Annotated in this window: 13 protein-coding genes; 4 read left to right on the top strand and 9 right to left on the bottom strand. The window is 59.7% G+C overall.

Going from position 1 to position 17,519, the window contains the following annotated elements; genetic code table 11:
- The first annotated feature begins 46 nt into the window (after positions 1-46).
- The 4 genes from ACW11F_RS06055 to ACW11F_RS06040 all read left to right on the top strand — a co-directional run bounded on the left by ACW11F_RS06055 (position 47) and on the right by ACW11F_RS06040 (position 3,385).
- Entirely contained in the window at positions 47-994 is a 948-nt protein-coding gene (locus tag ACW11F_RS06055) for a hypothetical protein (protein WP_456996016.1), read from the top strand.
- Between the two features lie 299 nt (positions 995-1,293).
- Positions 1,294-1,617: a helix-turn-helix transcriptional regulator gene (locus tag ACW11F_RS06050; protein ID WP_456996015.1), complete on the top strand. Its 324-nt coding sequence runs from the start codon at positions 1,294-1,296 to the stop codon at positions 1,615-1,617.
- Positions 1,618-1,628: 11 nt separating this feature from the next.
- Entirely contained in the window at positions 1,629-1,928 is a 300-nt protein-coding gene (locus tag ACW11F_RS06045; RefSeq protein WP_456996014.1) for a hypothetical protein, read from the top strand.
- Positions 1,925-3,385, top strand: coding sequence for a YfjI family protein (locus ACW11F_RS06040; protein ID WP_456996013.1), 1,461 nt, complete (start codon positions 1,925-1,927; stop codon positions 3,383-3,385). Before ACW11F_RS06045 ends, ACW11F_RS06040 begins: the two co-directional genes overlap by 4 nt.
- 243 nt (positions 3,386-3,628) lie before the next feature.
- Here the strand turns inward: ACW11F_RS06040 and ACW11F_RS06035 are convergent, their stop codons facing one another.
- The 9 genes from ACW11F_RS06035 to ACW11F_RS05995 all read right to left on the bottom strand — a co-directional run bounded on the left by ACW11F_RS06035 (position 3,629) and on the right by ACW11F_RS05995 (position 17,411).
- Positions 3,629-4,351 carry a MobA/MobL family protein gene (locus tag ACW11F_RS06035; protein WP_456996552.1) on the bottom strand — a complete coding sequence of 241 codons (723 nt, stop codon included), beginning with the start codon at positions 4,349-4,351 and terminating at the stop codon, positions 3,629-3,631.
- A 362-nt stretch (positions 4,352-4,713) separates the two neighbouring features.
- Entirely contained in the window at positions 4,714-5,889 is a 1,176-nt protein-coding gene (gene mcrC / locus ACW11F_RS06030; protein ID WP_456996012.1) for a 5-methylcytosine-specific restriction endonuclease system specificity protein McrC, read from the bottom strand.
- Positions 5,889-8,111 carry an McrB family protein gene (locus ACW11F_RS06025; RefSeq protein WP_456996011.1) on the bottom strand — a complete coding sequence of 741 codons (2,223 nt, stop codon included), beginning with the start codon at positions 8,109-8,111 and terminating at the stop codon, positions 5,889-5,891. The genes mcrC and ACW11F_RS06025 overlap by 1 nt, the downstream gene beginning before the upstream one ends.
- A gap of 12 nt (positions 8,112-8,123) precedes the next feature.
- A complete protein-coding gene (locus tag ACW11F_RS06020) occupies positions 8,124-11,111 on the bottom strand; it encodes a type I restriction endonuclease subunit R (protein ID WP_456996010.1) in 2,988 nt (995 codons plus the stop codon).
- Entirely contained in the window at positions 11,112-12,311 is a 1,200-nt protein-coding gene (locus ACW11F_RS06015) for a restriction endonuclease subunit S (protein ID WP_456996009.1), read from the bottom strand.
- Positions 12,304-13,830: a type I restriction-modification system subunit M gene (locus tag ACW11F_RS06010; RefSeq protein ID WP_456996007.1), complete on the bottom strand. Its 1,527-nt coding sequence runs from the start codon at positions 13,828-13,830 to the stop codon at positions 12,304-12,306. The genes ACW11F_RS06015 and ACW11F_RS06010 overlap by 8 nt, the downstream gene beginning before the upstream one ends.
- A complete protein-coding gene (locus tag ACW11F_RS06005; RefSeq protein WP_456996006.1) occupies positions 13,827-15,323 on the bottom strand; it encodes a type I restriction-modification system subunit M in 1,497 nt (498 codons plus the stop codon). Before ACW11F_RS06005 ends, ACW11F_RS06010 begins: the two co-directional genes overlap by 4 nt.
- Before the next feature lie 22 nt (positions 15,324-15,345).
- On the bottom strand, positions 15,346-17,136 hold the full coding sequence (locus ACW11F_RS06000) for an N-6 DNA methylase (RefSeq protein ID WP_456996005.1): 1,791 nt from the start codon (positions 17,134-17,136) through the stop codon (positions 15,346-15,348).
- A complete protein-coding gene (locus tag ACW11F_RS05995; protein ID WP_141519694.1) occupies positions 17,133-17,411 on the bottom strand; it encodes a DUF4258 domain-containing protein in 279 nt (92 codons plus the stop codon). Before ACW11F_RS05995 ends, ACW11F_RS06000 begins: the two co-directional genes overlap by 4 nt.
- Positions 17,412-17,519: the final 108 nt, after the last annotated feature.

Genomic DNA, 17,519 nt, shown 5'->3' with positions numbered 1-17,519 from the left:
ATACTGCTGGTGGTCGAATACGTCAGTTCTTACTAACACGGATAAAATGGAAAATATACCTTCGTTACAAGAAAGCCTCACTGGCAACGACCCGATCACACACTTCTTCTACGAGTACGAAGGTCCGAGGCCCGTCGAGCAGACGCTACTCATTGAGAACGCCATCCTTCTCTGGCACGAAGCCGTCTACTCAAATAACACGCATGACAATGCGTACATTTGGGAGCACGCGAAGTCACTAGTTTACAAGCCGCAACGTACGCCAAGTCACTCTTGGGTAGAGTGGCTGCGACAGCAAATCACTCTCGGGTCTGAGGTGCCTCCGATGTGGGACAGCCGGAAGGCCTTTCCGTACAAAGGCCTGTTTATTTCGGCCATCTATCTACATGAGGCACGACGCTTGTGTGGACAAGGAGAGAGTGATCGCGCATGGCACATTGTTGCAATGGCGTATTACCACCTTGGTCTAAGCACCCCTCATTCGACCATTCAGAACACCGCGAAGGCCGCTCAGCTCATGCATGCTGCCCGCACAGAGAAGCTTAGAGGCATGGTGGTTGGGACGCTTGATGCGATTGAGAAAAACGGGGCAGAAGACAGCATTGAAGGTGCGAAAAACCGGGTTGTAGAGATACTACGTAAAGTTGCGGCAAAAAATCCTGAAGTCGCCAGCTGGGTGGCTGAGTTCGATGCAGTGGTGTCTGACAAAGTAAAGGGGCGCACCGCAGCAAAACATAAGAATGATGTTTTTGACCGCATACGAAACCTCCTAGACAAATGGGCTCTACCCAGCGGCCCATACCCGGAAATCTCCGAGGCATTCTCGGTTTTCAGCAAGCGCACCCGCAAGCTAGAAGGAAACAATCATGTCCCGCGCGTGGAAACCACCGAGGGCATCGAGCTGGACGACTCTGACTTCTATCTCCGACTCGTACACTACCTAAAAGACGAGTTCCGACTGACGGTAAAGGTTTCGCGGAGCGAAGCCCCGTAGCCCGCGTTTCTCATTTTACCCATAAGTGTTTCCCTCCTGAGCTTGATGCTCAGGGTGGGTGCGTCGACGACTCGTCTGGGAAGGGCGCTCATGCCTCTGCCGGGACCGGTCATGGACTGCGAGCGTTGCTGTCGTGACCACCATGGGCCGGGCCAGCACACCCGCGGAGCGTCCACTTTTTATGCCTGGTCGCCATAGACCTGCGCTTACCCCTCCTGCATGCAGACACGGGTGTGTTGGCCGACGATGGCAAATAACTTTCGTGACGCTGCAATGTCGCAGCGTTACGGAAGCATGCAATGAACACCACTTTTCACGCTCTTTCGCAGCACCACCAGGTCACTGGCAATGAAAGGTCCGCGCTGTGCGGGTCGTCGCCTGGTCCGCTGGATCTGCGCTCGCTTGAATTGCAGCGGGCCATCCGGCTGCCGGAAGTCCTCCGCCTGACGGGCCTGAGCCGGAGCACGTGGTACGCCAAGCTCAACCCTCGTGACTCTGCATACGACCCCGAAGCCCCCCGCCCCTTCAAGCTCGGGGCATCGCCCGGCTCGCCGTCGGCGTGGTGGGCGTGGGAGGTAATCGCATACCTGCAGGCAAAGTCTGAAACTCGGCAGGCGCGGTGACGAGGACGACCATGACGAAGATGATTAACGAAGCGTCGTCCAGCCAGAGGGACCTGGACACCGCTGCCCGCCACGTCGCCGATAAGCTGAAGGCGCTTCAGCCGAATGCGCAGCACCGAAAGAACCAGCTTTTTGAATTGCTGTACCCGACCATCGTTGAGATGCTGGGCCAGAAGGTCACTCAGAAGGCGATCCTCGAGGTTCTGGCAAGCGAAGGCTTGAAGCTGCATCCCGCCCGCTTCAAGGAGTTGATGTCGGCAGAGGCAAAGAAGTTGTCTCGGCACTCGGGCGCGACGGAGGGTGTGAAGTGACTTACTCCCGCCTCTCCCACGCCTATCCGACTCATGCGATGTACAGCGATGTCAGGCAGGCTATTCTTGAAGTGCAAGGCAACCTTCAGGCACCTGACGCGCTGATTGCAGGTTCGTTCCTCACCGCGATGTCCATCGCATGCCAGGGTGACGTGGACGTTGAACTTCCGACCGGCCAGGTTCGTCCTGTCTCTCTTAGCATCCTGACGGTCGCGGACTCTGGCGAGCGCAAGACCGCCACCGATAGCATTGTCTGTGCGCCCATTTACGACCACGACGCGCGTATGGCACAGGAGCACGCCAGCGCGATGCTTGGGTATCACGCTGATCTCCGTTTATGGGAGGCGAAGGACTCGTCGATTCAGCGCAAGATCGGCAAGGCCCTGACCGACTGTGAGGAGGCCTCCGAGCAGCAGTTGCGCCAAGAATTGATTTCTCATGAGGCGTGTAAGCCGACCAGACCGGCAAAGGCCCGCATCGTTCATCAGAACATCACCGAACGCCCGTTGATCGAGGCGATGCAGGGCGATGGCAAGTCAATTGCGATCCTCAGCGATGAAGGTGAAATTGTCTTGAAGGGCGGCGCCATGCGCACGTTCGGCACTCTCAATAAAGCTTGGGACGGCCCGAAGACGCTGCAGCTGGACCGGGTGGACGACAACATCGAGGTGCGCAACCCTCGCTTGACCATCAGCATGATGGTTCAGGAGAAGGTGTTTAGCGCCTTCATGGACAAGCGAGGACACGCGGCTCGCGGATCAGGGCACCTCGCGCGCTACCTCGTAGCGTACCCGCCGTCCACGCAGGGCTTCCGGTTCACGTCACTCGATCAGCCGGTCTGGGAACACCTGCCGAGGTTCCACTCGCGGGTCAGTGAGCTCCTTGAGGCCAATCATGCACGCCGCGCCTCGGGCGACCACACGCGCCGCGCACTTTCCTTCACAGCTGAAGCGAAGGAATTGTGGGTGCAGACGCAGAACACGATGGAACCGCGCCTGCGTGACGGTGGAGACCTCGTCAGCGTCCGCGATTTCGCATCAAAGTCGATGGAGATCGCTGGGCGTGTAGCAGCGATTCTCCATCACTTCAGCGCTCAGGAAGGTGTGTTGATAACGATGGAGACCCTGCATCGGGCTCTCGACATCGTGGGGTGGCACTTTCAAGAGTTCGTCCGCTTGTTCGGCGACAGCAACGACGAGCCTGAGCAGCACAGGGACGTCCGCGCGCTGGCGATGTATCTGTGGCGCCGCTACTGGACTGCGGGCTACACGGCGGCTGTTCGGAATGACGTTCGCAAGTGCGGCCCGATTCGCGACCAGCGACGGTTCGAGCTGGCCCTGCACCAGTTGTGGATGGAGGGCTCTGTCCAAGTGATGCACGAAAACGCGGTCCGTGGCAAGGGAAGGCTCTGGATCCACCTCAACCCGACTGTGTTCAGTCAGGTCACCGCCGGCTAGCAATTCGAGTCGAGCCAGCGAGTCCGCCCCGCTCCAAGATCGAAGCGGACTCGCTGGCTGCCGCGCAGTGTTATGGTAAAATCGACCCCGTCGAACTCGGCACCCCGGCACTGGAGTTGGATCCTCCAAAAAGCGCCACTCTGCGCGGGTGCAACTCCGCGGCAAGTGTCGCGTATCGCGCCCGGTGCAGCCGAGCGTGGGTCCTGCGACGCCATGACCGGGCCGTTCTCCTGGATCGTTGAATCACCTTGCACTGCACCTGAGTTGGCTGCGCAGCTTGATGTACTGCGTTTTCTCTTCAGTGGACATGCTTCCGATCCGCGCCGGCCCCAAGTGGCGCTCCGGACGTCGCTCGACTCCTTGCTCCCGCAGCGTACGGTGATCGACACGCGCAGAGTGCCCGTTCAGCTCCAGATGGTGATTGATCGTCTCAGCCACTAGCCTTCGTGTCGCAATCACCTCGTTCCTGAGTTCCATCCGATTCCGGCCGCCGCTCACCTTCCTGCGACCGCCTTCGGCCGGACTTGACCTGTTGTAGCGCGAGAAGAATCGCTCTGGTGGGCGATCGATGCCGTCATCAACTCGGTCGCACATCATCAGATGCACGTGCGGATTGGCTGCACCTTCCAGGGATGACGTAGGTCCATGGACAGCGGCTTGGTGCGGCTTCCCTTGTGCCAGCTGTCGAACGAGAGCGCGTGTTAGTTTTACGTTCTCCTCGTCGGTCAACTCACTTGGCAACGCAATGATGGTCTCTCGGTATACCGCGCCATTTTTTCGTTCGTACTTGTCCGCGGCTCGCCAGAAGGTGCTTGGGTCTCCCGCGGCCCAGGCTGGAAGGTTGCCGTGTTCCGCATACATCAGATCTTCGCGTTTACCGTGGAATCCTTTACGTGCTATGTAGTTCGCGTGATCTCCAGCAGTCCCTTTACGGCCGCTTTTGATCTCGAAATGGAACGTTGCCATCTTCTGCACTACCCTTTCTCGGTTATGAAAGCACGAAAAAGGCCCGCGAAGTCATCTCCGCAGGCCTCTTTTGGTGCGCCAAGAGCCGCACAGACGAGAAACGGTAAGTGCGCGTAGGCTTTGCCCCCCTACTTATTCATGGGCGCTGTACTACGTACTCACTGTCCAAATCCATGTCGACTCATACCGTAGTGGTGCACAGGTAAATTATTACCCCTCCTTCGTCCTGTAGCGCGGGTCAAGCCCGCTACAGTGATCAGTAGTACTGCCGGATGTATCCGAACGCTTTATCAAACAGTTCTTCATCTGCGTGCAGCTTGTACTTGAAGTTTGCTTTGCGGACCGCCTTCTTGATTTCTCGCTCACCGGCCTGGGTCTTCACATCGACTCACAAACTGACCTGGATACGATAAGTCTGCAGGAGCTCTCTCGCACAGCCGCAACAGCTGTGATCGGATGTTCGAAGGCGACGATGCCAGGTCCACCGTAGCAAACCTGATGCGGTGTCCTTGGATTACCACTGTCTCGTCGACCATCTGGCCGATCGCGGGATGCAACAACAACCCACTCGCATGATCTGCAAGCGCATCGCCGCAACCAACCTGGGAGCGCAAATAGGCGTAGATCTGGTACACGTATCCGCTGCGCAGGGTTTCCTCACGGTACCAACCGCTCGTCACAATCGAGGTGAACTTGGTATCGATGACGATCCTCTGCCCGGTTGACGGATGGTCGAGCACGACATCAGTTCGCATCGACGGCAGGATCTTGTCGATCCCTGCCGTCTTCTGCTCGACCTGCCAGCCCATCGTCCGGCCGCAGAGCACCCGCCAGCCCTGCGGACTCAATACGGCTTCGTAGAAACCCCCCACTGCCCGCTCGAACAAACGGCGTACCCACGTCGCTTCCCTGTCCGGTAGAGAGAGCACATTCGCACCCGACGCCTCCGTAGGTAGCACTAGGTCGAACGCCAGCTTTGCGGCTGCCACCATGAACCGGTCGTCCGCATCGTTGCGACCGAAACGATCGGTGCTCATTTGGGCGCGGGTCGGTGCGTCCCCTGATACACCCATTGCCTTCATGCCACCCGCAAGTGCGCGGCACCGATGGGCAACGTCCTTCCTCTGAACGATCCTGGAGATGGACTCCAATGCTGCTCGTACGAAACGATTGCGTGGGGTGTCGATGGTGAGTTCGTCGAACCGGCACGCCACCAGGCCTCTATCCATCAACTGATGGCGTTCGGTGGTCAAGACGTCGATCCGGCCACGCACGCGATTGATGACTGCGTCACGAGATCGGTACCCAAGACTCAAGCGGTGACGCTGTCGCACTTCAACCGAGTGGGCAAGGATCTCCGCAACTAGATCCGGTAGATCGTCCGGGCTGTCTTCCAAGCCGATCTGGCCGATGCCGCGAGTGCGGAACAGGTCAGAGGCGTAGAGCATCAGCAGCCAGAGGTTGCGCACCGGAATGCGTCCGATGAACCCCTCAGCCCTCATGGATGCACTTTCCACCCGTTCTGCGACGGCGGTCATCACCAGCCCTGCGTCAGCCGTGCAATCGCCTTTTGTGCTTCGTCGGGCGCGTCGAACCAGTATTCATCCAGCAACGGGCCGATCTCCGTCTCCACGACCTGCTGGAACCACTTCTTCGTGTCTCCCGCCTCCAGTCGATGTGCGGGTGTCACATAGCTGTGACCAATCCGGAATTGCTTGCCAAGGCGTGCATCCGCCGCGATCTGTTCGTTCAGATCGGCGATACGGCGTTCAATATCCGCGACCAAGCCCGGATCGACAGCACACTCCTTGACCACCCACTCCCGCCAAACCTGGCCCAGTCTTGGCTCCAGCCCAACGAAAGCAAAGCGGCGACGCAGTGCCAGATCGACCAGTGCAAGTGATCGGTCGGCGATATTCATGGTGCCGACCACGTAGAGATTCTCGGGAATATGGACGGGACGTCGTTTGCCGTCCGCATCCGGATAACAGAGTTCCAGCGCTTCGTTGGGCGTTCGTTTGCCCGCCTCAAGCAGCGTCAGCAACTCGCCGAAGATCTGCGCCGGGTTTCCACGGTTGATCTCCTCGATCACCACGACAAACTTCGACGAAGGCTCCTTCGATGCAGCCTTGATGGCTTCCATGAAGACACCGTCCGCCAGCGACAACTTGCCTTCGCCAGTGGGGCGCCATCCTCGAACAAAGTCCTCGTAGGACAGGTTGGGGTGGAACTGCACTGCGCGGACCTTGCTGTCGTCCTTCTGCCCCATCAGCGCGAACGCGAGCCGTTTGGCTAGCCAGGTCTTGCCCGTGCCCGGAGGCCCCTGAAGGATGAGGTTCTTTTTTGTGCGCAGACGATCGAGCAAGCGGTCAATCTCGGCCCGCTCCAGGAAACAGCCGTCCTTGAGGATGTCCTCCACCGAGTAGGGAACGATTGGCGCTGCCCCCTGAGAGGCTTCGCGAACTTCACCTTCAGTTTCCTGCTCTGCTCCGGCAGTGGTAGCGATATCGCCAGCCGGCACAGGCTCGTCAACCGGGTCTTTGTACATCCAGGACGCCAGCGACAGGTCCGGGAAACTGTGGACCGGGTAGCCGTCTTCGCCGAAGCGGGAACGCAAATCGTCCAGCAGCTTCAGATAGGTCCGACCATCACATGGGCCTTGCTGGCCACTGATGGCGACATTCAGGCCGAGCCGCTTGTTGATGTAGTGGCGCGACTGGCTATCCAGGGTCAGGAATTCCCACGGATGCGCCCAGTAGAGACCTGTCGAAAGGTTCCATGCGACACCCCACACTTGGGTTGCCTCGTCATAAGCCCGGATGAAGGCATCGCGAGTGTCCAACTGATCGCCATCGACCATCTTGCTCGCGGCAACGAATACCTTCCATAGCGCGTCGATGTCACCCGCACCACGCTTGTCGGCATAGGCAAAAAACCAGGAACGTTGGTTGTTAAGAACGGGAATGCCTTCGAATGAAGGCGGGACCGGCACCGTCACACCTAGCAACTTGGCAAGTTCACCCGCGATGGTCTTGCGGTTGGCATCGGTCATGGATCGGTTAAAGGTGCCCATCGTGGTGAATGGGCAAATGTCCCGCAGCGGACCACTGGTTCCATCGGGAAACTTATCCTGGAGATAGGTCAACCCCGGCACCCGGGACGCGATCTCGTGGATGCCCTCGATGAGCGAAGTTCGATCGTCTGCGTGGGCCAGCAGCTTTTCGGCCACTGCCTCGTAGAAGTCCGTCCACTCGAAGCGCTGCTTTTCTGGCAACGTCGTGCCGTAACGCTCCCGCCAAAAGGGCTCGTTGCGAAAGCGATCTACATCCTGCGGCTTGCCGTCAAACGCAAATGCAATCAGCGCATCGTTCATCCATTCGCCGGGCAGCACACGCCAGATCGTTGCTCGGTGAGTGTAGAAGTACCACTCCCGTACCGGCTCGACCTTGGCCCAGTCCACCTTCACCCGCTTCCCGTCGTTCAGGTTTTCGGTGATCGTGCCGACCGCCTTGATGCCCATAACCGAAACCGCTCGGCCTCGGCTATCGAAAGGCAGACCGTGCTTTCGCGTGTAAGACGACTTGATGGCGATCCGCTCCCCCGGGCGCATGGAACGCACCACATCGAGGAGCTTGTCGTCGTAGCCGTTCTCCCAAATTCCTTCTGCAAGAAATCGCGGCATCTGATCATCGGTACCGCCGTAGCTGGCGCCGACAAACCAGGTTGCATGCGTTGCACTATCTATCGTCTGAGTGGTCATCCCCCGCCCTCTTTAGTAATACTGCCGGATGTAGCTGTAGGCCTTCTCGAACAGCTCTTCGTCCGCATGCAGCTTGTATTTGAAGAGGGCTTTGCGCAGGGCCTTCTTGACTTCACGCTCACCGGCCTGCGTGCCTTGCCAGCCCGGGAAACGGACCAGTCGCACAATCTCGTCGATGTCCGCGACCACGCGTTCGACCATGATGGGCGTCTCGGCCGTCTTGACCTCGTTGAATAGTTCGGTGAGCGCCGCCTTGCCGCGATCCTCATCCTCTTCGGGTGGGACGTCCTTCTCGGCTTGAAGCGTCTCCTTGGCGATCTCCAGTAGCTGCTTCAGAAACTCGACACTGTTGATCTGGCCAGACTCGAACCGGTCTTTCAGCGCATCAAGCCGCTCCGACAGCTTCTTGAACTTGGGGTTGCCGCCATGCCCGCGCAGCCGACGCTTGAGCTTGATCTCGATCTCCTTGGCCTTCTTCGGGTCGGGGTTCGACAGCACGGCCTCCAGCAGATCAGCGTCCAGCACCAGGGTGTCGAGGTCATCCCGCACGGCGTCCACATGCACGTTCTGGTGGATCAGCTCGATGGTCTTGGCGCCCAGCGAGTGCCAGATCAGCTTGCCGTGGCCACTGGAGGGCTGCACCGACTGGTACACCTGCGACAACCACTTGTAGTCCTTTTCGAAGGGGCCCAGAACGGTGTCCGGTGACAGCGCCTCCCAGATCTTGTTGAGCACGCTGTACTCAGCAGCAAAGTTGTCCCGCACCTCGTTGTTGGGCAGGCACTGCTGCGCGGCGATCAGGCCCTCATAGCCTTGCACGCTGCGGTCGCAGCCGGCGAAGAAGGCCAGGCACTTCTGCATCGCCTCAGGCAGCTTGTCCTTCAACTCCTGGATGTTGCTGACCACCTGCTTGACGCTCTGGTCGTCGAACTCCAGCGCTGCTGCCACATCATCGAAGATGCCGAGGTAGTCGACGATCAGGCCGTGGGTCTTCTGCTCGGAGTAAGTGCGGTTCACCCGGCAGATGGCCTGCAACAGCGTGTGGTCGCGCAGCGGCTTGTCCAGGTACATGGCCTGCAAGATCGGCGCATCAAAGCCGGTCAGCAGCTTGGCCGTGACGATGATCAGCTTCAGCGGGTCGGCCGGGTCGCGGAAGCGATCGAGCAGCCGTTCTTCCTCATCGCGTGAACGGTCGTAGGCCGCGTACTCTGGATGCTCCTTCTTGTCGGACGCCTGCACCGACATCACGATGTCTGTAGCCTCGGGCGGCAGCAGCTTGTCCAGCTCGGCCTTGAACAGCAGGCAGGACTCCCGGTCGAAGGTGACGATCTGGCCCTTGAAGCCATTGGGCTCCACCTTGGTCTGGAAGTGCTCGACGATGTCCTCGCACACCCTGCGGATGCGCTCGGGCGTCTTGACCAGCACGGCCATCTTGGCGGCGGTCTTCGCGAGGTTGTCCTTGTCCAGATCCGACAGGCCGCCGGTCAGGTCTTTGTAGGCAGCGTCCAGCGCGGCCTTGTCGATGTGCAGATCGATCAAGCGCGGTTCGAAGTGCAGCTTCAGCGTGGCACCGTCGCGGATCGACTCCTCGAAGCCGTACCGGCTCATGTAGCCCTTCTCGTCTTCGTCGGCACCAAACGCGTAGAAGGTGTTGCGGTCGGCACGGTTGATAGGCGTACCGGTCAGACCGAACAGAAACGCGTTGGGCAGGGCTTCGCGCATCTTGCGGCCCAGGTCGCCTTCTTGCGTGCGGTGGGCTTCGTCCACCAAGGCGATGATGTTGCTGCGGTCGTTCAGGCTGCCAGTGGCCTCGCCGAACTTGAAGATCGTGGTGATGATGATCTTGCGCACGTCCTGAGCCAGCAGCTGCTGCAGCTTCTCGCGGGTGTCCGCTTTCTCAAGATTGGGAATGTCAGCGCCAGTGAAGGTGCCGGTGATCTGAGTATCCAGGTCGATCCGATCCACCACGATCAGCACGGTGGGATTCTTCAGGCCGGCATGCATGCGCAGCTTCTGCGCGGCGAAGACCATCAGCAGAGATTTGCCCGAGCCCTGGAAGTGCCAGATCAAGCCCTTCCTGGGGTAGCCCGCCAGCACGCGCTCGACGATCTTGTTGGCCGCCTCGTACTGCTGGTAGCGGCAGATGATCTTGATGCGCTGCTTTTTCTTATTGGTGGCGAACAGGGTGAAGCTGCCGAGGATGTCCAGCACCACATGCGGGCGCAACATACTTTCAGCAGACAGTTTGAGCGAACTCAGCGGGTGGTGCTGACCATCGTCACCGTCGCCATCCAGATGCCACGGCCCCCAATCCTTGACCGGCAGGCCGATGGACCCGTAGTGGTAAGCCTTGCCTTCGGTCGCCACCGAGAACACGTTGCAGACGAAGAGCTCAGGCACGAACTTCTCGTAGTCGTCGTGCACCTGCACCGCGCCATCGACCCAGCTGATGCACTTCTTGACTGGCGTCTTGGCCTCGATCAGCACCAGCGGCAGCCCGTTGACCAACAACACGAGATCGGCGCGGCGCTCGGTGGGGCCTGCGCGGTAGATGAACTGCTGGGTGACGATGTACTGGTTCTGCGCCAGATCATCCAGGTCGATCAGCCGTACCGGCACATGCTCGTTGTTGGGGCCGAAGGGCATCGAGCGCTCACCGCGCATCCAGGCGGTCATTTCCTCGTTGGCGCGGATCAGGCCATCCGAGCGCACCGACAGCACGATGGCGCGCAGCTTGTAGAGCACCTCGTCGGCGCGGTCGGGCTGGGCGGCAATCTCGGGATTTAGGCGGATCAGTGCATCGCGCAGCCAGGGTTCGACCAGCACTTCCTGGATCTGGCGCGGCACCTCAGACGGAGCAGCGTAGCGCCAGCCGATGCCTTTGGAGCTGGGACCGTAGCTGGCTTGAGGCTCCTGGGCGGTGTTGGCTGGGACAGCCTTGACTGGGCCGGCGAGCAGATCGCGGACGTAGGCTTCGACGGTATTAGATTCATTGAACACTTACGCCTCTCCCCCAATAGCCCTGGCCGTCATGAGCTTCGCCAGCTTCCGGGCGGCATCCCAACGTGACTTTTGCGCTGCCATTGCCCTCTCGGCCTCTCGCAGTTGGCTGAGCGCGGAGTCTTGCACGTCCAGACTTGGCACATTCAGGCGCATCTGTAGCAAGTTGGCCCGGTTGATCTTCTTCATGCTCGCGCTGGTGCCAGCTGCGATTCGGATCAGGTATTCGCGCGCCGATGTGGTCTGCAGCAAGGCCTCCAGGAACGCCGGACGGACCAGTACAGGGTTTGGTCTGAGACGCATCATCGTGTCCGGGAAGGACACGTCATCGCGGTTGTCACTGAAGATACCAACGAATCCAACGCGGTCTACTGTGTTGGAGCGAGAGATCAGCATGTCTCCTGTTGAGAGCTTTGCCGCAAGCATTTTGTTGGTCGGCTCGACAGGTTTGAAGTCTCCTGAGACGTATCCCTCTCGGGACAATGCAGCCAATCCAAGAACGAAGTAGCCCGTGTCGGCATCCCTCGGGGGCGCACTGCAACCGCCCTCCGGTGCAGCGAGCAGGAGATCGCTAAGCACGTAGGACTTCGCCACTTCAGAACCATCGAGTCGGAGCAACGAATCCTTGAGCGCTTGCAGCATTCGACCGGTCGAGAAATGAACCTCTTCAACCGCATAGCAAAGGCCTTTGGCACTCTTCACGAGATCAACGGCGGCCTGCTGATCTTCGATCGGCGGCAGTACAAACGCGAATCGATCCAAGTCAGAGAAGTTGATGTAGGGATTGACTGAGCCCTTTGAGTTCTTGATCGAAAATTCATTGAATGCCTCGGTCTGCATCAAGAATGGTAGGAACTCCGGCAGAAGCTCTTCGGGATTCTTCGGCTCCAGCACAAAGGTCGTATTGGCACAGATTCCTTCAAAATCCGCCACCGCCACCTTGCGCAAATAGGTTCGACGCGATCCATAGAGCACTTGACCCGGCTTGAAGCGTATATGGAAGGCTGGCCCCAAGTAACCCGCGCCAATTTCACCCCAGCGACGAAGGCGTAGGTCATCGGTATCCATGTGGTCGCCTGCGATGTAGCGCTCTAGGCCCGAGGTTTCCGGATCGGCCTTTTCTTTGCATTGGCGCACCACGTCGCCGAATTTCACCCGACGCCAGCCGGGCTTCAGGGTATTATTGTTCTTGTCAGACACGCTCGATGTGCTCCGTATTCAGTCCATCCAGCGTTTCCACCAGCGCGTCCATCTGTTGCCAGAAGGCACGGCCATCGGTTTGCCATTGATCCCAGGCTGAGCGCAGCGATACCGCGTCACCATTGCTGTCGGTGGCGATGGCGGCGGCGATGCGCTTCACGTACAACGGGATCGAGAGGTTGCCCGCATTGGCGCCGATTTCAGCCAGGGTGGCGACCTTGGCAAAACCGGGCACGTCCGCAAAGGTCTGGTAGGCGCTCAGGATGCGCTGCTGGTGCTCGGGCTTCAGAAAGCTCTGCGCCCGTTCCCGGGTGACCTCGTTCACCGCGTCGATGAAGATCACCTTGCCCTTGCGAGCGGCGGCCTTCTTGCGTTTGCAGATGACGATGCACGACTCCATCGGGGAGTTGTAGAACAGGTTGGGGCCCAGGCCGATGACGGCCTCGACCCAGTCCTGCTCCACCATCTTGGCGCGCATGACCTGTTCTTCATTACGGAACAGCACACCGTGGGGCCAGAGTACGGCACTACGCCCCTTGGCCGTGAGGCTGGTCAGGATGTGTTGCTGGAAGGCATAATCGGCGCGGCCTTGCGGCGGCGTACCCAGGCAGTTGCGGCCCCACTTGTCACTGCTCCAGGCCTCGCGATCCCACTGCTTAATGGAATACGGCGGGTTAGCCAGGATCACATCGAACTGGCGTAAACGGTCACCTTCGATGTGCTTGGGTTCGGCCAGGGTGTCGCCCCGGATAATCTCGAAGTCCTCCACGCCGTGCAGGAACAGGTTCATGCGAGCGATGGATGAGGTAATGAGGTTGCGCTCCTGCCCGTAGAGCTTGAGCGTGCGGTACTCGCCGCCCGAGCGCTTCACTTCGTCCAGCGCCGAGATCAACATGCCACCGGTGCCGCAGGTGGGGTCGTAGATCGATTCGCCTGCCTGTGGCGCCAGGAGTTGTGTCATCAGGTGCACAACGGTGCGGTTGGTATAGAACTCGGCGGCTGTGTGGCCGGAATCGTCCGCGAACTTCTTGATCAGGTACTCGTAGGCGTTGCCGAGCTCGTCCTCGGGCACATTGGCCACCGATAGCGTTTGGGTGGAGAAGTGCTCGATGAGGTTCTTTAGCGTTTCATCTGGCAGGCGCTCGCGGTTGGTCCAGGGGGCATCGCCGAAGATGCCATCGAGCAGATCCGGGTTCGTGGTCTCGATTGCGCGCATGGCCTTCTTGATGGCCGCGCCAACGTTCTTGGGTGCTTGGCGAACATCGCTCCAGTGAGCACCTTGGGGAATCTGGAAGCGGTGGTTCTCCGCGAACTGCGCGTAGGAGAGGTCGCCGCCTGAGTTGGCTAGTGCCACTTGGTACTCCTCTTCCCAGACGTCCGAGATACGCTTGTAGAACAGCAGCGGGAAGATGAACTGCTTGTAGTCGCCGGCATCGATGAGACCGCGCAGTAATACGGCGGCGCCCCACAGGTAGCTTTCGAGTTCTTGTTGGCTGATTCGTTTACCTGGGTGACTCATTTCAGCCATCCCCCTTCAGTCATGACCTGCGCGAGCCGCTCTTCGGCTTCACGGCAGCGGGTGAGCGCGTCCTTGAATGCCGCAATTGCATCGGGCAGCGGTGGGGTGTCTTCCTGCAATGGCGGCAGCACATAGCGCGAAATGTTCAGAGTCCAGTCCTCGGCTTTGATCTCGTCCAGGCTGACCACTCGGGCCGCGTCCTGCACATCGGCAAAGCCGCGATACCAGCCGAGGATCTCGGCAGCGTGCTCGGCCCGCAGATAGTTTTGCGCGCGGCCACGGCGGAACAGACGCGACGCATCGGCGATCAGCACCTTCTTCTTGTGCTTAACCAACTTGCGCTTGCGCAGAACCAGGATGCAGGCGGCCAGGCCGGTGCCGTAAAACAAGTTGGGCGCCAAGCCGATCACGGCCTCTACCAGGTCCATCTCTAGTAGCTTCTGGCGGATGTTGCCTTCCACACCTTTGCGGAACAGTGCGCCCTGGGGCAGTACCACGGCCATCCGACCGCTGACTTCCGCCATTGACTTGACCATGTGCTGCACCCACGCGAAGTCACCGTTGGATGAGGGTGGCAAACCGGCAAAGTTGCGGCCGAAGGGATCGTTCAGCCACAGATCCTCGCCCCACTTTTCCAGCGAGAACGGCGGATTCGCGATCACGCAGTCGAAGGTGGCCAGCCGATCGACCTCGAAGAAGGCTGGGTCGCGCAGCGTGTCGCCGCGCACCACCTGGAAATCCTCGATGCCGTGGAGAAACAGGTTCATCCGCGCGATGGATGACGTGGTGAGATTTTTTTCTTGCCCGTACAGCTTGCCCCACAACAGTCTGATGTTCCCGCGCCGCTCTCGCACGTGCTCAACCGCGGCCAGGAGCATACCGCCTGTTCCGCAAGCAGGGTCATAGATGGTTTCCCCCTCGTGAGGGTCCAGCATCTCGACCATTAAGCGCACCACGCTTCTGGGCGTGTAGAACTCGCCCGCCTTCTTGTTTGTGGCATCTGCGAACTTCTTGATCAGGTACTCGTACGCATCACCCAGTACGTCAGAGTCGACGTTCGCGTTGCCAAGCGGGATCTTCGAGAAATGCTCGATCAGGTCCTTGATCAGCGCGTCCGATAGGCGTTCCTTGTTGGACCATTGGGCATCGCCAAACACCCCGTAGAGCGTGTCCGGATTTGCCTTCTCGATCTCGCGCATCGCCCGCTGTAGTGCGGCGCCCACGTTCATGGCCGTTGACCGCACGTCGTTCCAGTGACAACCCTCGGGAATCTGGAAGCGATGCGACTCCGGGAACCAAGCGAGTTGCTCATCGCCCGTCTCGTCGACGATCTCCTGGTACTCCTCATCCCAGACGTCGCAGATGCGCTTGAAGAATAGAAGCGGGAAAATGTAGGTCTTGAAGTCGGCGGCATCGACAGGCCCCCGCAGGATGTTCGCCGACTCCCACAGATGGCTCTCAAGTCGCTTCAGGTCTGTACCAGGCGTATTCATCAGTTGTTTGTCTGTCTCCGGACTAGTCCAAAAGGCCATAGGCCGAATCGAGCCCAGCCACGTTCTGTTGCTTCTTGACCATCTCGGCGATCTGCCTGCCGAGAGCCTCTTCCTCATCGAGAATTGCTCGAGCTGTATGCGAGGCATTCGTGCCCGGCGCCGGGAGCTCAAGTCGAAGCAGATCACGCAACGTAATCATCGGAATCGTGACGCCAGACGAGATCCCCGACAGCAGCTCTTGTCCCAACGGCGACCGGAGCAAGAGTGCGAGAACCGCCGGATCAACGCGATTCTCAGGGCGAGCTCTCAAGACGGTTAATGACGAGCCTGCCGTCCAGCCCCCGCGCCCCGGCCTGGCGGCGTCCGGTGGGATGATTCCCACCCTGCCGACGTTGCCGCGGATCGTAAGCACGATGTCGCCTTCCCTGAGGAAGTGATCCGGGTCGTGACTGTCGACATCCCGCACCGTTCCCTCTCGTCCCGGGCGCGTATAGCCGGTACGAGCGATGTCAGACGCGCCGACCTCGAGCACCGGAACGCCATCCGAGTCCGCCTTGGATGCAGGAGGGGTTCGTACGGTGGAAACGAGGTCACCAAGAGCGACTGTCTCTAGGTGCGCAAGCCTGCGCTGCAGCTCCATCCTGCCCTCGTCGAGAACGTAACGTTCAACCTGAAGCGAGAACTCATTGGCCTCGATCTCTCCGATTTCCACGGAGCGTGCCAGGTCGGATTCGCTTCTCGACTGGACCGTTTCCAGGAGCTTATCCACGTTGCCGATCGCAACCCTGGAGCGCCCCTGCTGGATCTTGAAGCACTCCCCACTTGCGTTGACGAAGCGCACCTGCTTGGTGCCGCCCCGCGGATCAAGCACCAAGATCGCCAGCTGGATCGCGGTGCCGGACGCCAGCCCGGGAAATAGCGAGATCACGGTCCGGACCTGGCCGGCTCGGACCAGTTGTTCCCGCAGCTTCTTGTCGGCACCAACACCGGTCAGCAGGCTGTACGGAACAGCGACGACAACCCGACGTCGCGAGTGCGCCATCAGGTGTTGAATGCACAAGACAGCCCAAGTGGCTTTGGGGTTGTCGAAGCGGCCAAACAGGTCTCGGTCAACCACGTCACCACGCACCTTGATCCCGAGAGGGGGGAGTGCGACGGACTGATCGAAACGCTCGAGCCTTCCGCTCTCAATAAACGATGGTGACCCGATGGGGTCGCTGTAGGCAGTCCGGCTTTCCTTCCCCGAGAAGATGGCTGCCAGGGCCGGAAACGGAGTGATCAATGGATTCTCTACAGCTGCCTCACCCCCGGCACGGAGCACGCTGGACGAGGCTTGGGCGATCTGGTCCCAAGGACAATAGGTGGTGGTGCCAGCCGTAGGCCCTACCAAACGAACCATTAGGTCAACCAAGGAAGAGTGGTACAGCGCCCACTCTGTACCGACCTCCGCGCCCAAACTGGCGATCAACTCGTGGAGATCGAGTCCATCCAACAACCCGTCGCGCTCGAGACGAATACAGATGTTCGCGGCGACCAGGAGGCCGGGACCAGCGAGCTCGGCCCGCCGCTGTATGCCAGCAAATGCTTGCCCCAAGGTGCCGTTTGCGCGCTCCAGGGCAGCCACACCCGCGTCGAGAAGTCCCAATCCCGAGTCAGCCGCCTCGCTCAAGCTAGGCACCGTGTTAGTCACCCACTCCTTCTTGCCGATCCTTGCCCAAACCAGAAGCTGCACCGCGAGGATGGCGATGTCCTGGCGAGGCATGGGTGATCCCCGGAGTGCCTCCGTCACCTGCCGCAAAATCTTCGAGCTCATGAGCGCCTCGCTCCCGTCCGCTTACGGCGTCGGGAATAGTTGTAGGTCGTGATAAGCGAGTCGCCGTCCTCGACAACGATCACGCCTCCCTTGTCCTGGATCTTCTTGAGCACCCTGAGCTTGTCCATGAGCTCATCAATCACTTGCCCAGCGGCACGTTGGCCCAGCACCACCTTCTCGCCTTCGAGAACTCCGTACTCACGGACGAGTCGCACCATTTCACGGCTGACCCCTCGCTGGGACATCCGTTGTGAAAAGTGAAGTGTCGTGTTCATGGTTGCTCCGCCTGCCTTGACGGTCGGCAATCTACGCCTCCGTAGACATGACGTCAATAGGGTAGAGCCTACTTTTGTGATTAAGAGGCAAAAAAGGAGGCGGGGCAC

The sequence above is a fragment of the Luteimonas sp. e5 genome (assembly GCF_054031035.1).
This window is presented reverse-complemented; position numbering and strand designations above follow the sequence as displayed.

Bases quoted from the DNA above. Each gene is read 5' to 3' on its own strand.
- mcrC (WP_456996012.1), bottom strand. From the start codon at position 5,889: ATGACCGCCGTCGCAGAACGGGTGGAAAGTGCATCCATGAGGGCTGAG.
- ACW11F_RS06035 (WP_456996552.1), bottom strand. From the start codon at position 4,351: ATGGCAACGTTCCATTTCGAGATCAAAAGCGGCCGTAAAGGGACTGCT.
- ACW11F_RS06005 (WP_456996006.1), bottom strand. From the start codon at position 15,323: ATGAATACGCCTGGTACAGACCTGAAGCGACTTGAGAGCCATCTGTGG.
- ACW11F_RS06010 (WP_456996007.1), bottom strand. From the start codon at position 13,830: ATGAGTCACCCAGGTAAACGAATCAGCCAACAAGAACTCGAAAGCTAC.
- ACW11F_RS06050 (WP_456996015.1), top strand. From the start codon at position 1,294: ATGAACACCACTTTTCACGCTCTTTCGCAGCACCACCAGGTCACTGGC.
- ACW11F_RS06055 (WP_456996016.1), top strand. From the start codon at position 47: ATGGAAAATATACCTTCGTTACAAGAAAGCCTCACTGGCAACGACCCG.
- ACW11F_RS05995 (WP_141519694.1), bottom strand. From the start codon at position 17,411: ATGAACACGACACTTCACTTTTCACAACGGATGTCCCAGCGAGGGGTC.
- ACW11F_RS06025 (WP_456996011.1), bottom strand. From the start codon at position 8,111: ATGACCACTCAGACGATAGATAGTGCAACGCATGCAACCTGGTTTGTC.
- ACW11F_RS06000 (WP_456996005.1), bottom strand. From the start codon at position 17,136: ATGAGCTCGAAGATTTTGCGGCAGGTGACGGAGGCACTCCGGGGATCA.
- ACW11F_RS06045 (WP_456996014.1), top strand. From the start codon at position 1,629: ATGACGAAGATGATTAACGAAGCGTCGTCCAGCCAGAGGGACCTGGAC.